Here is a 13913-nt window from a genome sequence, read left to right as displayed (position 1 = left end):
CCTTCCGCGCCCCCTGCCCTGCCCGACGCCGGGCGTCGCCCATCCCGACACCGCGCCCAAGAATGAGCCCGAGACTATGCTTGAGAAGGCCGCCTTCTGCGGTATCATGTCCCGACACGCTCGCGCAAAGGGGATGCCGCCCCGTGACCGAGACCCTCCGCATGCCGTTCTTCGTGCTGGCGCTGGTGCTGCTGGCCTTCGCGGTCTCCTTCGAGATCGGTCTGGCCCTGGCCTGGCCCGCGCTGGTGCCGCCACCGGGGGGAGGGCTGCTGGAAGGGCTGCCCGATATCTCGCCCGGCTTCGGCGTGCCCTACCTTGCCGCCATCGACCTGATCCTGGTCTATGCCACCTTGGCCATCGCGTTGGCCCTGCTCTGGCCCGCGCTGGCGGGACGGGTGCAGGCGGCCATCGGCATCCTGCTGGCGCTGATCGGCGGGCTTGCGGTGCTGGCCCTGATCCTCGCGGCCTTCGCGGCGCTGATGCTGATGCTGACCCTGTTTCTGGCGGTCCCTTTCGGCACCCTGGCCTATTTCGCCGCCTTCGCGGATTTCCCGACCGGAAAGGCCGCCGCCGCGCTGGCCCTGATCATGGCCTTCAAGCTCGGCTTCGCGATCTGCCTGATCCTCGCCCATCAGCGCTTCCTGAAGATGAAGACCCTGATGCTGGCGATTGCCAGCTCGCTGGCCCTGACCTGGCTGACGGCAGTCCTGCATGCCCTGGTGCCGGGCTTTCTCGCCTCGATCACGGATGCGCTGGCGGCGCTGATCACCTCGGTCCTCGCGCTGGTCTGGATCGTGGCGCTGTTCATCGGCACTCTGCCGGGGCTGATCCGCGAGATCCGTTCGCTTCTCACCGCCCGTCCCGCAAGCTGAGCACCACCCGGCTGCTCTGGGGACGGACCAGGATCCGCCCGCCCGAGGGGAAGACCGCAAAGCTGACCTTGCCGAAATCGCGGGTCCCTTCCTCTGGCCAGACCTGATCCCCGTCGCATCCCGGGCAGGAATAGACCAGCCGCGCCCGTCCCTCGACCGCGAAACTGGCCCGCCGCATCGCCTCGCCCGAAATCCGCGGCAGCTCGATCGAGCCGGCCTCGGTAAAGACGAAGCGGGTCTGCGGCAGGTCCAGCCGCGGCCGGAACGGCGCGACAAGCCGGTCCAGCGCCCCGGTCCATCCCGGGGCGCTGAAATTTTCGGGATCGGGCGGGCCGGTGCCGCGTCCGGTCATCAGCCCCGCCCCCAGCGTCAGGTAGAAGACGAGACCGAAGACCAGCAACAGCGCGACCGCGCCCTTCACCCCCATTGCGCCCGGCCTAGATCACGAAGCTCAGGACGATGCCCACCACCACGAGAGCCGCGATGCAATACCAGGCCCAGTCGGCGATCCGGGTGAACTTTGCCCCCACCGAGGGCGGGTCGATGCCGCCCCGGGGGCTGGCCGTCGCCCCGCCGAGCACGGCAAGGAGCGCCCCGGCCAGGAAGATCGCGCCCCAGGCGATTTCCAGCGGCGCCCTGGTGATGATCGCGCCGTGGATGATCAGGGCAAGCCCGGCCGCAGCCGCGCACAGGATACCGATCACATGAACCGCCTTCTTCATCGTCACAGGAAGTGCAAGCGCCATTTCTGTCTCCTTTCATAGAGTTCAGCGCAGGAAATACCGGAATTCGGGGTTCGGACGGCCGACGAAGCATTGCCGGGTGAAACCGTGCTTGCGGATCACCCTCAGCGCCGTCTTCGCCTCGTCCATGTTGCGAAAGAGGATCATCCGGCTGCGGTCGCTGACCAGCGTCACCCCCGAACCGCCGCTTTCCAGGTCCAGCGTCGCCGGATCGAAACCGATGCAATCCTCGCGGCCGATCCCCGCCGCCGCCAGTCTCTGCCGGGTCGCGGCGGTGGCGGCCGGGGCGCTGTCGCCGTTCAGGATATACATCATCGGTGGCTGCGGCCGGCTCACATAGCAGATCCGGTCGGCGCCATAGGCCTGCAGCACCGCCAGCGCCTTCTTCGCGCTGTCGCCATCGGTGCCGAAGTCCAGCATCCAGTGGCTGCCCTCGACGATCTTCCAGCGGCCGCCGATCTGCTTTGCCGCGATGCGGCCCGGATCGTGGCGGATGCAGTCCTCGTCGACCGCCTCCTCCGGCGCGGCTGCCAGCACCACCGCCACCGCCGATCCCGGCGCAAGCCCGGCGCTCGCTGCCGGGTCCTGGGCAAGCACCGTTCCCGGCGCAACGCCGCCGCTTTCCCGGGTCGAGATCCGTCCCAGACGCAGCCCGCGATCACGCAGGATGTTCTCGGCGTTGGCCTGGCTCAGGCCAACCAGGTTCGGCACCTCGGCCCGGGCCGGCTCGATCGACACGGTCAGCGCCACCGCCGAGCCGCGTGCGAGCTCGGCGCCCTCGCCCGGATCCTGAGCGAGAACGATGCCCGGCGCAGCGCCGCCGGTTTCCCGATCCTCGACATCGCCCAGGACCAGATCGGCCTCTTTCAGGCGGGCCTCGGCCTCGGAAAGCTGCAGCCCGCTCAGCCCCGGCACCAGTGCCGTCCCGGGCGGCCAGAACAGATAGGCCCCGACCCCGATCACCAGAAGAAGCGCCGCGACCCCCGCGGCGATGAACGGCCAGAGCGGCGTCCTGGCGCCCCCGCCCCCGGGCAGATCGAAGCGGAAATCGGGGCTGCGCGCCACATCCTCGTCGGGGTTCGAGACCTCGACCGCCAGCAGCCGGAACCGCCGCGGACCGGTTGCCGCCTTGGCCGCCGCTTTGGTCGCCGCATCGGGCGGCGGGGTCACGCTCAGCGTGATTTCGCTGCGCTCGTTCGGTTGCAGGCTGCGTTCCTGCCAGGGCGAGATCGCGACCCAGCCCGCGGTCTCGGCATCCTCGGAGGCGATCTGCAGACGGCAGCTCCGGGCCTGGTTGGCCCGGTTGGAAATGCCGACCTGCACGCTGCCGGAAGGCTCTATCACAAGCTGGGGGGCGTCGATCTCGAAACTTGGCATTCCCTCAGGTTCCTTCCTCACGGTCTTCGGTTGCGGAGAATTCGACGATCTCGAAGCTGACGAAGGCCGGTTTCTCCAGCTCGGCCACCTCCCGGATCAGGGCGCGGACGGGGCTTTCGGGCCGGGGATATTCGATGACCACATGAAACGGGCGAAGGCCCGGGCCGTCGCCGGGCCGACTTTCGCAGAGCTGCAGCGCCTCCAGCCCCGAGGCCGCCGCCAGCATGTCGCGCAGCCCGGCCTGGGTGCCGCGCCGGGGCAGCAGCGCGGGCGCGGCCAAGGCCAGCCGCCGGAGCCGCGCATCGCGCAGGGCCGGATCGCGGACATGGCGCGCGACCGCCGCGGCCACCGGCCCCAGATCCAGCCATCCCAGCAGCATCCCCAGCATCCGGTCGCGGCAGCGCCTGGGGTCGATCTGGACGTCGAGCCCGTCGATCTCGCGGTCGACCGGATCGGCCAGCCCGGCCATCGCCTCGAGCAGCGCGCGGAAGGGCGAGGCGGGGCGGTCGGCCTCGCGCAGGATCTCGGGCAGGAGGGCTGCGATTTCATGGCGTGTCATCGGATCCGATCACCCTGATGCGATGGGGCTCCGAGGCGAAGAGCCAGGGCGCGGGCAGCCGGACCTCGTTCTCGAACAGGGTCGGCGAGGTGGCGGCGAAGGGCCCGCCGCCTTCGCCCCGCGCATAAAGCCCGCGCGGACCGGCCGCCATCATGAGTTCAGGCCCGCCGGGACCGGCGGCGCGCGCGGCCAGCGCCGTGACCGGCTCGAACAGGTTCTCGCGGCTGCGGAAGGGCAGGCCGATATCGACCTCGGGCGCGGTCCAGGACAGCGGATCGGCCGCCAGATCGGCCTCGAGCACCCCGGCATCGAAGGACCCGGCATAGGCGCGGCTGCCGAGAAAGGCGAAGCCGAGGCACGAGCCCCCCCGCCAGTGCGCGCGCAGGGGCTGCCAGGCGTCCAGATCCTGCGGCCGCTCGGGCAGGGTCAGCCGGAAGGCGCCCTCGCCCGCGCTGCCGCCGGTGGCCCGCGCACCCGCCCAGATATAACGCCCGCCCGCCAGATCGGCCGTGTCCAGCACCCGGATGTCGCTGCCCTCGAGCCCGGTCGCGACGAAGCTGCCCGGCTCCAGCGGATCGTAGGAGATCCACACCCCCCGCTGTTCCCGCGTCGCCAGCACCACCACCGGGCGGCCGAGCGCGGTTTCGGTGGCCAGGACCGCATAGGCGCCCACCGCATCCACCCCGGCCGCGACCGGAAGCCGCCGCTGCAGGGCCTCGGAGCGGAGCTGCCAGGTGTAAAGCCCCGAGCGGGTGGCGATCAGCAGCACCGGATCGGCCGCCCGTCCCAGCCAGGCCAGGTCGTAGATCCAGCTGTCGAAGCGGATCGCGTCGCGTTGCCAGGTCTCGCCGCAATCGAAGCTGACCGCCAGCCGCGCGCCGTCCTCGGTATGGTTCCCGCCCTCGGCCCAGACCGCGGCGACCAGTCCCGGCCGCGTCGGATGCGGGCGCATCGCGACCGCCGGACAGCCCTCCTGCCGGGCGACGCTTTCCCAGCTGGCGCCGTCATTCAGCGACCGGAAGATGGCGTCGCCCGCGGCCGCGAACCAGGTGCGCGGCTGATGCGGGTCGGGCACCGCGTCGCGGACATCCGTATCGGGCGCCTCGGCGACCTCGAAGACCACCGAACGGGCGCTGCGCACCCCGGGTTCGGCCAGCACCGTGCCATAGACATCGGCGGGCCGGATCGGACGGCCCGGCGGCCAGTCGCGGAAGGGCGAGATCAGCCGGTCGAGCCCCGCCTCGATCCGGCGCAGGACCGCGTCCTCGGGCGCGTCGGGCTCGATCTCGACATCGACCCGGATCGACAGCGGTTTCAGCCGCGCCCAGGCGACATTGACCGTCACCCCCAGCGGCTTGCGCGCGGCGATGAGGCGGGCGATGCGGCCGCGCAGCTCCTCGGTCTGCAACGGCTCGATCCCGGCGCGGCGGCCCACCGCATCGGACTGGCCGGGCGCCGGTTCGGGCACCAGCAGCAGCTCGACCGTGCCCGGTTCGGCATGGGCCCAGAGCTGCACCCCGGTCCGCGCCTGGGCCCGCGCCACCCCGCCCTCGCCGGTGGCGATGGCCTCGAAATCGCGGGCAGTGACCGCGCGGCGGTCGGAAAACACCTCGCGCGGGATGCGTTCCAGCGCCGCTTCCAGCGGCTCGGCGTCGCGCCCGCCCGCCGCGCGCTCGGGATTGCGCACCGCCAGCCCCGGGATCGGGTCGCGCAGCTCGCTCAGCGTTCCGGCCGCGACATTGCCCGCCGCCCCGCCGCCGGTCAGATACCAGGCCCGGATCTGCGCATCGCGCGGGGGCACGCCCGCGCTGCCCGGGGCCGTGCGCGGCAGGAAGATCCGCCCCGCAGCCCGCGCGCAGTAAAAGCCCGGGCCGTCCGAGAACAGCTCGAACGGAGTCTCGAGCCCGGGCCAGAGCGCGAAATCCCGCCCGCCGAAGCGGCGCATCGGGCGCCCGCCCGCGCTTTCCTCGACGCCCAGAAGGATGCCGCTCTCATAGGGCAGAGGCGCGATCACCGGACCCTGCGCCAGCGCCAGCACCGCGCCGGGACCCTCGACCCCCTCGGAGAGCAGCTCTCCCTCGACCCAGGCGGCATGGATCGCGCGCACCGAGACGCTTGGGGCATCGGCCGCCAGCACCGCCTGTTCCAGCGTCACGAAGACCGGCGCGCCCTCGCCCCGGCCGCCGATCCGGGTGCCGGCAGGGATCGTCACGGCGGCCGGAGCCCGATCCGCCTCGCCTTCCTCGCGGCGGAATTCCAGCATCGCGGTCGCGGCCGAGGGCGGGCGCAGCTCGCCGCCCAGAAGGTTCAGGAAGGCCACGTAAAGCTTGCGCGGCAGCCGGTTCAGCCGGAAGATCATCACATCGGTCAGATGGGCAAAGGCCTCGATCAGGGCGCGGCCGGGATCGGCGGGCGACATGTCGGTCCAGTCCGGGCAGCTCTGCCGGGCACGGGCCAGCGCCTCCTCGACCAGGGCCGCGAAATCGCGGTCGTCCAGCTGCGGCAGCGGCAGGCTCATGGCGGGCCCCCCGCATCGAGATCGACCCGCAGCACCAGCCCGTCCTCGGTCCGGCTGCGGCGGATCCGGTAGCTCAGCACGATCTCGAGCAGGTTGCCCGCCCCGGCTTCCGCATCCGGCCCTGCCCCGGCCGGGCGCCCGGCATCGAGGTCGATGATCTCGATCCTCGGCTCGAACCGCGCCACGGCCTGGCGCACGTAATGGATCGCAAGCCCCGCCAGCGTCGCGTCATTGGGCTGGAACAGCAGCCGGTCGAGATGGCAGCCGAAGGCCGGGCGCATCACCCGCTCGCCCGGCACCGTCAGGAGCAGCAGCAGCAGATCCTGGCGGATGCAGGCGGCCTCGGGCACAAGCAGCAGCGCGCCGGTATGGCCGATCCCCGGCCCCGCGGCCCGCGATGCGCCCTCGCCGGTCCCCAGGCCGAACCCGATCCCCTGCAGCATGGCGCTCCGGGCGATCATGCGCTGCACTCCACCAGGGCCTGCCCCGGCGCCAGCACGCGCCAGGTGCCGACCGGCGAGCCCTCGGTGAGCCCCGCCAGCGTGTCGAGGCAGACCGGCCGCCCGCCGACGGTCACGAAGCGCGAATAGCCCGCCGTGACGGTGATCGTGGTCAGGCATTTCTTCTGGGGCGGCGGCAGCGGGCAGAGATCGACCCGCCGCGGCACCGGATCGGGCCCGACCAGCACGGGGGCGCCCATCACCGTCACGAAACCCTGCGAGGCCCGCTGCGGGATCGTGCCGCCATGGGCACAGACGATTGTTGCCGGTTCGACCAGGACCCGCATGCTACCCCTCTTCGAAACCGATGCTTGCCGCCCGGATCGTGATCGCCCGGCCCGGCGCCTCGATCACCAGATCGCCCGCCGAATGCAGCTCGGTCCGGGACGGCCCGGCGGTCAGACGGCTGCCGCCGCTGGCGCGCAGCTCGACCCGGGCGCCCCGGTCGCTCAACAGCAATTGCTGGCCGCGCGGCGTGCGCAGAAGATAGGGCCGCACCCCGTCCGGGCCGCGCCCCAGCCGCGGCACCTGCTGTTCGCCGTAAAGCCCGCCCAGCACGAAACCATGGGCGGGGTTTTCCGCGAAAACCAGCGCCAGCACCCGGTCGCCCGGTTCGGGCAGCGCGATCATGCCCTTGTCGGCCCCGGCCCCGGGCAAAGCCACCGCCAGCCAGTCGGTTTCCAGCCCGTCGCAGAGGTCCAGTTTCAGCCGCAGCAGCGGATCGTCCCCGCCCGAGACCTCTGACACGCTGCCCGGCGCCGCCAGCATGCCCCCGGAGGGCACCCAGGTGGGCAGCCCGGTGCGGAATTCGGTGACCCAGCCCAGCCCCGGTTCGACCCGGTGCAGGGTCTCGGCGATGGTGCCCCCGGCGGTCCGACCCGGCTCCAGCCCAAGCGCGATCCGCCGCCCCGGCCTGAGCGCGGCATCGCCAAGGGCCACGCCCGAGATCCGGCGCGCGGCCGCGCCATGCTGGGCCGCGCGCGCGCCGCTCAGCCATTCCGCGGTAACGGGCGGCTCGTAAAGCTCCGCCGCCAGCGTGACCTCGCCCGCCCGGCCCGGCACAGCGCCCGGGCTTTCCCCCGCAAGCGGCCGGTTCGGCCCCGTATCCCACAGCGTCAGCCGGGTGGCGGCAAAACCCGCAAGCGCGTTCTCCTCGATCTCGGCCTCGATCAAGCCGCCTTCGAAGGACAGCCGCAAGGGCGCACCCAGCCCGTCCGCGCCGAACAGATCGACGGCCCGGCCCTCGGCGGCCAGATGAAAGCCCAGCTTCGCCGCCTGCCGGGCCAGAAACCGCAGATCGTCGGTGCCGTGCTGCAACAGCACCGCCGGACAGGGCGCCCCGCTTTCGCACCGCAGCGTCAGCCCGTGGCGGCCGAGGATCGCGCGGGCCAGCGCATCCAGCCCGTCGGCCTCGTGCCGCGCGGGCAGCGCCGAACGATAGAGCGCCACCAGCGGGTCATGCGCCCTGATCCGCAGTGTCCTTCGGTTCGGCCGCGCCCGGCCCGTGGCAACCGCGCCGATGCTGCCCTCGAACAGCACGGCCCCCGGCCCCGCCGCGATCTCGAGCCGCTGTCCCGTCAGTGCGCCCGGATCCAGCGGCAGAGTGCCGCCCGCCTCGAGGGACAGCTCGCAAAGCGCGGGCGCCGAGGCGGTCTGGCGCAGCTCGATCCCGGTCAGGGCATCGACCGCCGCGGGCGCCAGCGGCACGCCGTCGAGCCGCACCGTCAGCTTGCGTTCCAGATCGCGGCCGGGGCGGGGCATCTCGGTCATGGCGCGGCCCCCGTGGTCGGGGCGCCCGGAGCGGCGCCGGGCGGCGGCAGGCTCAGCACGCTGCCGGGCTCCAGCCGCAGCGGATCGGTCAGGTCGTTGAGGACGGCCAGCCAGCGCCAGTCGGCGGGCGAGCCCAGCCAGCGCGCGGCGATCTCATCGAGCCGCGCGCCGCCGGTCACGGTGACGCCGGGGCTTCGGTCCATCATCAGCCCGGGCAGATCCGGGTCGGGCGGCCCCGCCAGCGCCCCCGGCACCGGCGCCTCGTCCGGGAAGCTTGCCAGAACCGGCGCGGGCAGAGGCAGATAGCCGCGCGGGTCCTCCTCGGCCTCCTGGAACACCCGGAACCTCAGCGCCAGCCAGGACCGGCGCGGGATGCCCACCGCGTCGAACCGTTCCAGCCGTTCCGAAAGCCCCATCAGGCGGCAGCGCAGCTTGGTGGCACGGCCCCAGATCAGGAACAGCTGGGGCAGGTCGTCCAGCGCCTCGCCGCGCGCGTCCGCCGCCTCGGACAGCCGCCAGATCGGCGCGGTCAGCCGCCGCACGTCAAGACTGTCGCGGGGGGCGGGGGTGGACGGGCCGGGACCGGCAGGGGCCGCGAAATCGGCATCGAACAGCAGCTCCAGCTCGAGTTCGGTGACCGCGTCGCCCGCGAAGACCAGTGGCGCGTCGCGGCCGGTCCCGCCGACCACGGCCGCGCCGATCCGGCGCCGGGGACGCAGCCCGGACTGGCGCCGGAAGCTGAGGCTTGCGGGGTTCAGGAGGGCCGAGATCTGGTCCCCGGTCTCGTCGACCAGCAGCATCACACGGTCCATAGCTCACCTCCCTGCTCGCGCATGAGCCGCGCCCGGCGCGCCTCGGGACCGTCCAGCCGCCGCTCGAAGGGCGGCAGCGGATCGGCCTCGCGCACCGGATCCAGGGCCGGGAACCGCCCGGCCGCATCGGCGATGCTTGCCGGCCCGGCCTCCCTCGTCCCGAAAACGGTCGGGGTTGCGGGCGGGGTTGCGCGCGGTCCGTCCGCCGCGAGCGCGGGGACGCAAGCGGGGGTCGGATCGACGCCCGGGGCCCGGACCGGCAGGCGGACCGTCCCGGCGCAGGCCTCCGCGCGCCCCGACCGTCGCGGCTGCAGGGGGAGGCCCGGTGGGAAGCCCGGCGGAACAGGCGCGGGGACGACATGCGAGACCGCAGCAGGGGCCGCGTGCTCCGGCAGAGGCAAGGGAGGATCCGGAGGCATCGAGGTCCCGGGATGCGGGTCGGCCTGCCCCTGTCCTTGCCAATCGTCGGGCCAGTCGCCTTGCCCTTTCTCAGACCCAGCCTGTCCGCCCTGTGGCCGCTGGTGTCCCTCGCCGTCTCTGTCGCCTTGTCCCTCCTCGCGGCCCCGGCTCTGGTCCGTACCCAAAAGCGCCCGATGGCGACCTGCCCGTTCCCGGGCCGCTCCTGCGTCAGGGTCATCACTCGGCACCGAGGGGATGGCAGGGGCCGGCCAGGGCAGCACATGCACCGCCGGGTTCCGGCGCGGCGGCGTCGACGGAGCGCCCTCCCGCGCCGCCCGCTCCGCCTCTGCCAGGACCGCCGCAGCCGCCAGCGAGGCCGGGGGCAGAACCGAGACCCGGGGATACGGGCTGCGCGACCGCGCGGCGGGAGAACGGGTCACCGATGGAGAGGCCGGGTGCGGGCCCCGTGCGCCAGGCGCAAGTGGCGTCGCCGAAGGCGGGGAGGCGGCAGAGGCCGCAGACCCGGGGTCAGATACTGGCACAGATACCGGCACAGATACCGGCGCAGAGACTGGCATGGCCCCGCTTTCCGCTGCCCTCCTCTCTACGCTTACTGGAGGGGCCGCAGAGGGCGGCGATGCGCGTTCCGGCCCGGCGCTCCGGTTGGGGATGCCGCCCGCGAAATCAGCGATCAGCCGGGGGCCGTCCAGCTTGTCGGGCGCGGCGGCGCGGATCGCGGCCAGCCAATGGGCGGGTGGCCGCCCGTCCCCCGGCCCCGGCCCGTCCGCCGACTCGTCCCCGGAGGCGGCCGCCGCCCCGCCGCGCTTCGACAGCAGGAGGACGATCCGGCCCAGGAGCCGTCCCAGCGCCGAAACCGTCCCGGCCAGCAAGCCCTGGCGCCCGGTCATCTCAGGTCGCCGCCGCGGCGCGCGGCACCGCCGCGATCTGTTCGAAGACCAGTTTGACGTATTCATAGGCCACGCCCTGATCGAGCGCGTCCAGATGCGCGCCCGCCCATTCGCAGGGCCAGGCGGCGGTCAGGTTGTAGCGCAAGGCCTCGTCGCCCCGGGGCGTATAGAGGATGATCGCCACATTGCGCCGCTCGACCGCGCCGGCGGCCGCGGTCATGATCCAGTCCCAGAGTTCGGTCGAATTGGTGACGCCGAAGCGCAGGCAGACCTCGCCATATTCGGTGTCGCCGGTCAGCCAGCGCACCGCCTCATGGGCGCCGCCCTCGCGATAACGGATCGGTGCGATCCGCATCCCAAGATTGGTGCAGGCGGTGAAGGCCGCGATCTCGCGGTTCTGGATCTGCAGCGAGAACTGGTAGTTGCGCAGTGGCTCGGGCCGCGCGGCCGTGGCGTTTTCAGGCATCGTCCCCCTCCTCGTCCTGTCCCGGACCCGGCCTTGCGGCCGCGCCCTGCCCTCATGCCGGCCCTAGGCGGGCTCGGCCCCGGCCGTGACCTGGGCCAGCCGGAAGATCACGAATTCGGCCGGTCGCACCGGCGCGAAGCCGATCAGCGTCTCGACACGGCCCGCGTCGCGTATCTCGGGCGGGTTGGTCTCTTCGTCGCATTTCACGAAGAACGCCTCGTCCGGGGTCCGCCCGACTAGCGCGCCGGAGCGCCAGAGCCGGGTCATGAAGGCCCGCACGTCGAGCTTGATCGCCTCCCAGAGCGGATAGGAATTCGGCTCGAACACCACCCAGCCCGTGCCCTGTTCGATCGATTCCCTGATCATCAGCACCAGCCGTACCACCGGCACGTAGCGGTTGAGCGAATCCTCGGACAGCGTCCGCGCCCCCCAGACCTTCAGCCCTCCGCCCATGAACCGGATCGCGTTGACCCCGCGCGGGTTCAGCAGCTCCTGCTGCTGGCGGGTGATCCGGCGCTCGGCATCGATGGCGGCCAGCACCAGCTCGTTGGCGGGCGCCTTGTGCACGCCCCGGGTGGCGTCGACCCGGGCATAGATCCCCGCCACATGCCCCGAGGGCGGCGCCAGCACCCGCTCGCCGGGCTTCAGCGGGTCCTGCATCAGCAGCCAGGGCGCATAACAGGCGCCGCAATCGATGCTGGAGGGGCGCACCGCCTTGGCCGTGGCCGAAGACGGGGCCGAAGGCGGAGCAGGGTCGGGGCCGTCGCCACCGCCATCGGTCACGGCCCCCCCGCGCCGGGTGGCGCCGCCGACCTCGGTCATCGCCTCGACCGGCGCGTCCTTGGGCAGATCGAACAGGGCAAAGCGGTCGCTGCAGCGCATCGCATGGGTCGCCAGGGCGTCATGGCTGGCCTTGGTGGCATAGCCCGGCGCTGCCACGATGGCGATCTCGTCGATCCCCTCGAGCGGCCGCAGATCGTCATCCGAGATCTCGGAGCCGGCCTCGGTCGGCATCACCCAAAGCCGCCGCAGCCCGTTGGCGAAGGCGCCGAAGGCGGCATTGCTCAGATCGGTGCTGGAGCTGTCCTCGTCGGTGAAGCGGCGGCGGAACTCCATCCAGCCGTTGACGGGGACCGGGGTTCCCGCCGCGACCCCGCGCAAGGGCACCCGCCCCACCAGCGCCGCGACGCTGGTGCCGACCGCCTCGATGGTCCTCGGGCCCAGCTTCTCTTCGAAAACATAGACGCCGGGCGCCGCTACCGTCATCACCATTGCCTTCCCCCTCCCCCTGAACGGGCCCCGATTGCGCGGCCCCTGTCGCTATCCCGTCTCCCGTTCCCCGGGGTGCCGTCCCGGGCGCAGTTCGACATTGTGGATCCTGACCGGCGGCGCCGCCGGCGCGGTACGGCGCCGTTCCAGACAGGCCCGGATCGCAAGCCCCGGCAGCGGCGCATCGGGTTGCGCCACGGCCTCGACCGCGAAGGCCGGATGCCCCGCGCCCCCGAGGATCAGATCGACCAGCGCCTGTTCGGCCTCGGCTATGCCCCCGGCCGCCAGATCCAGCCGGTAGCTCGCCCGGGCCAGCACCAGGTCGCGGCCCTCGCCATGGGGAACGGGGGCGATGTCGCCCAGCCGCAGCACCGCCCGCAGGCCCTCTCCGCCCGCGTCGTCTCCGGAATCCTCGCCGATTCCCCCGACGGTTTTCTCACCGGGCGCGCCGACCCGGCAGCCCGGCACGGTTGCGCCGATCCAGCCGACCAGCGCCGCGCGCAGTTCAGACGCCGTCCCGAACCTGACCGAAGGCAGCGGTGCCCGTTCCATGCGACCCCCTCCGCTTTGTCTCAATCATGGCGTGAATCAGTAGAATATTTCAACTAAAATTAACCTAGCGTCACCTTTGCCTGCAGCGCCGCGCCGGAGGCGCCGTCGGTGCGGGGCCTGTCCTGCCGCCATCAAAGCCACTCTCCGGTCTCGTCTGGCCAGAACAAAACAGCCGCCACGAGCGCGGGCCCGGATGCCTCCGCACCAGGCATTGCCGGGCGCAAGCCGCGCTTTCGGGAGCGCAGATCCGCCGCCCCCGGCCACGACGCCGGTCATTCGTCCCGATGCACGGAAACGGCAGTCTTCCGACAGTGCCGGCTATTCAGGCAAGGTCGCGTTTCCTGCCAGATCGCGGACCCTTATTGCGCCTGAACACGTAAAACCGCCGATCAGGCGAATCGCAGCGGAGGGCACAGAGCCCGTTTGCCTCACAGCGCGGGGGCAGCGACAGGAGATGGGAAAGTCGGCAGCAGGCCCCCGAGCGGTGTGCCCCGGTCGCCGATCCGGGCCGCCGCGCGGCGCAGGCGTCCAGCAGCCAGGTTCGCGGCTGACCCGCCCCATGGCGCGACATTAGTAATCCAGGTGGAACCCGGGGCAATATGGTGCAAGCGCCTCGCGATAGGACGTGCTGGCCTGCTGGAATTGCCCGGTCGCCATCGGATGCGCCGGATCGCCCGGTTCTCGTCCCTGTGCGGCCTCCGCGACCGCCACCAGGTCATTGATGCGCGGCCAGACGCTTTCCGGAACCGTCGATTGAAGCCCGGAAAGCGCCGCGCGGGCGTCCTCGAGCGGCACCTTTCCGACCATCGACAGCTCGAGCTTCGACATGGCTCCCAGCACCGCGAAGCATTGTTCTTCGCTCATAGTGTCCTGTGCCGAAGCGGCGGAGGCCGTGGCAGCGAAAGCAACCGCTGCAGCAAATGTGAGACGGGGAAGGCGCATCGCTTATCTCCCTAAGAAACAACAGTATTGCTTGGTTAACGCATTGTTCGGCGGATTTCGAGGAGAGCTGCCCGCGCCCCCTTGATGCCCACCTTTGAAGACAGCGCCGATCGGCGGCTTTCCGCGCAGACTGCCCGCGCGATGCGGCCGGGCCTATCCTCCAAGGGCCGCCCTCTCTTACGGCCCCCTCGCCTCCGCAATGCAGGTCAAGCCGCTCTGGCGAAGG

General features: G+C 72.0%; 14 protein-coding genes. 1 reads left to right on the top strand and 13 read right to left on the bottom strand.

The annotated features are described in order from the left end of the window. Positions 1-143 precede the first annotated feature (143 nt). Entirely contained in the window at positions 144-872 is a 729-nt protein-coding gene (locus ACK8CO_RS10885) for a hypothetical protein (protein ID WP_414896634.1), read from the top strand. On the opposite strand, the gene ACK8CO_RS10880 is transcribed toward ACK8CO_RS10885, so the two are convergent. The 13 genes from ACK8CO_RS10880 to ACK8CO_RS10820 all read right to left on the bottom strand — a co-directional run bounded on the left by ACK8CO_RS10880 (position 850) and on the right by ACK8CO_RS10820 (position 13609). After that, the gene (locus tag ACK8CO_RS10880; RefSeq protein ID WP_414896633.1) at positions 850-1299 is read right to left on the bottom strand and encodes a hypothetical protein; all 450 of its coding nucleotides are present in this window, start codon (positions 1297-1299) and stop codon (positions 850-852) included. The genes ACK8CO_RS10885 and ACK8CO_RS10880 overlap by 23 nt on opposite strands. A 10-nt stretch (positions 1300-1309) precedes the next feature. Further along, positions 1310-1618: a hypothetical protein gene (locus tag ACK8CO_RS10875; protein ID WP_080618144.1), complete on the bottom strand. Its 309-nt coding sequence runs from the start codon at positions 1616-1618 to the stop codon at positions 1310-1312. 21 nt (positions 1619-1639) lie between these two features. Continuing rightward, positions 1640-2992 carry a PASTA domain-containing protein gene (locus ACK8CO_RS10870; protein WP_414896632.1) on the bottom strand — a complete coding sequence of 451 codons (1353 nt, stop codon included), beginning with the start codon at positions 2990-2992 and terminating at the stop codon, positions 1640-1642. Positions 2993-2996: 4 nt separating this feature from the next. Continuing rightward, positions 2997-3551 (bottom strand): hypothetical protein, encoded by a 555-nt coding sequence (locus ACK8CO_RS10865; protein ID WP_414896631.1) that lies wholly within the window; start codon positions 3549-3551, stop codon positions 2997-2999. Beyond that, on the bottom strand, positions 3538-6069 hold the full coding sequence (locus tag ACK8CO_RS10860; protein WP_414896630.1) for a baseplate J/gp47 family protein: 2532 nt from the start codon (positions 6067-6069) through the stop codon (positions 3538-3540). Before ACK8CO_RS10860 ends, ACK8CO_RS10865 begins: the two co-directional genes overlap by 14 nt. Then, a complete protein-coding gene (locus tag ACK8CO_RS10855) occupies positions 6066-6530 on the bottom strand; it encodes a GPW/gp25 family protein (protein WP_414896629.1) in 465 nt (154 codons plus the stop codon). The genes ACK8CO_RS10860 and ACK8CO_RS10855 overlap by 4 nt, the downstream gene beginning before the upstream one ends. Next, the gene (locus ACK8CO_RS10850) at positions 6527-6856 is read right to left on the bottom strand and encodes a hypothetical protein (protein ID WP_080618139.1); all 330 of its coding nucleotides are present in this window, start codon (positions 6854-6856) and stop codon (positions 6527-6529) included. The genes ACK8CO_RS10855 and ACK8CO_RS10850 overlap by 4 nt, the downstream gene beginning before the upstream one ends. Before the next feature lies 1 nt (position 6857). Next, positions 6858-8339, bottom strand: a complete 1482-nt coding sequence (locus tag ACK8CO_RS10845) for a phage baseplate assembly protein V (RefSeq protein ID WP_414896628.1) — start codon at positions 8337-8339, stop codon at positions 6858-6860. After that, positions 8336-9151 carry a hypothetical protein gene (locus ACK8CO_RS10840; protein ID WP_080618137.1) on the bottom strand — a complete coding sequence of 272 codons (816 nt, stop codon included), beginning with the start codon at positions 9149-9151 and terminating at the stop codon, positions 8336-8338. The genes ACK8CO_RS10845 and ACK8CO_RS10840 overlap by 4 nt, the downstream gene beginning before the upstream one ends. A 1308-nt stretch (positions 9152-10459) precedes the next feature. After that, entirely contained in the window at positions 10460-10924 is a 465-nt protein-coding gene (locus tag ACK8CO_RS10835; protein WP_042465649.1) for a phage tail protein, read from the bottom strand. A gap of 63 nt (positions 10925-10987) precedes the next feature. Then, positions 10988-12196 carry a phage tail sheath family protein gene (locus ACK8CO_RS10830; RefSeq protein ID WP_414896627.1) on the bottom strand — a complete coding sequence of 403 codons (1209 nt, stop codon included), beginning with the start codon at positions 12194-12196 and terminating at the stop codon, positions 10988-10990. 48 nt (positions 12197-12244) lie between these two features. Next, positions 12245-12745 (bottom strand): hypothetical protein, encoded by a 501-nt coding sequence (locus ACK8CO_RS10825; RefSeq protein ID WP_414896626.1) that lies wholly within the window; start codon positions 12743-12745, stop codon positions 12245-12247. A gap of 570 nt (positions 12746-13315) precedes the next feature. After that, positions 13316-13609: a hypothetical protein gene (locus tag ACK8CO_RS10820; protein WP_414896625.1), complete on the bottom strand. Its 294-nt coding sequence runs from the start codon at positions 13607-13609 to the stop codon at positions 13316-13318. Positions 13610-13913 lie beyond the last annotated feature (304 nt).

The organism is Rhodovulum sp. HP10 (assembly GCF_047553435.1).
Lineage (GTDB): Bacteria > Pseudomonadota > Alphaproteobacteria > Rhodobacterales > Rhodobacteraceae > Rhodovulum.
This window is presented reverse-complemented; position numbering and strand designations above follow the sequence as displayed.

Excerpts from the sequence above, each read along its gene's own strand:
- ACK8CO_RS10825 (WP_414896626.1), bottom strand. The coding sequence starts at position 12,745 with ATGGAACGGGCACCGCTGCCTTCGGTCAGGTTCGGGACGGCGTCTGAA.
- ACK8CO_RS10835 (WP_042465649.1), bottom strand. The coding sequence starts at position 10,924 with ATGCCTGAAAACGCCACGGCCGCGCGGCCCGAGCCACTGCGCAACTAC.
- ACK8CO_RS10875 (WP_080618144.1), bottom strand. The coding sequence starts at position 1,618 with ATGGCGCTTGCACTTCCTGTGACGATGAAGAAGGCGGTTCATGTGATC.
- ACK8CO_RS10820 (WP_414896625.1), bottom strand. The coding sequence starts at position 13,609 with ATGAGCGAAGAACAATGCTTCGCGGTGCTGGGAGCCATGTCGAAGCTC.
- ACK8CO_RS10850 (WP_080618139.1), bottom strand. The coding sequence starts at position 6,856 with ATGCGGGTCCTGGTCGAACCGGCAACAATCGTCTGTGCCCATGGCGGC.
- ACK8CO_RS10870 (WP_414896632.1), bottom strand. The coding sequence starts at position 2,992 with ATGCCAAGTTTCGAGATCGACGCCCCCCAGCTTGTGATAGAGCCTTCC.
- ACK8CO_RS10855 (WP_414896629.1), bottom strand. The coding sequence starts at position 6,530 with ATGATCGCCCGGAGCGCCATGCTGCAGGGGATCGGGTTCGGCCTGGGG.
- ACK8CO_RS10860 (WP_414896630.1), bottom strand. The coding sequence starts at position 6,069 with ATGAGCCTGCCGCTGCCGCAGCTGGACGACCGCGATTTCGCGGCCCTG.
- ACK8CO_RS10840 (WP_080618137.1), bottom strand. The coding sequence starts at position 9,151 with ATGGACCGTGTGATGCTGCTGGTCGACGAGACCGGGGACCAGATCTCG.
- ACK8CO_RS10845 (WP_414896628.1), bottom strand. The coding sequence starts at position 8,339 with ATGACCGAGATGCCCCGCCCCGGCCGCGATCTGGAACGCAAGCTGACG.
- ACK8CO_RS10830 (WP_414896627.1), bottom strand. The coding sequence starts at position 12,196 with ATGGTGATGACGGTAGCGGCGCCCGGCGTCTATGTTTTCGAAGAGAAG.
- ACK8CO_RS10880 (WP_414896633.1), bottom strand. The coding sequence starts at position 1,299 with ATGGGGGTGAAGGGCGCGGTCGCGCTGTTGCTGGTCTTCGGTCTCGTC.
- ACK8CO_RS10865 (WP_414896631.1), bottom strand. The coding sequence starts at position 3,551 with ATGACACGCCATGAAATCGCAGCCCTCCTGCCCGAGATCCTGCGCGAG.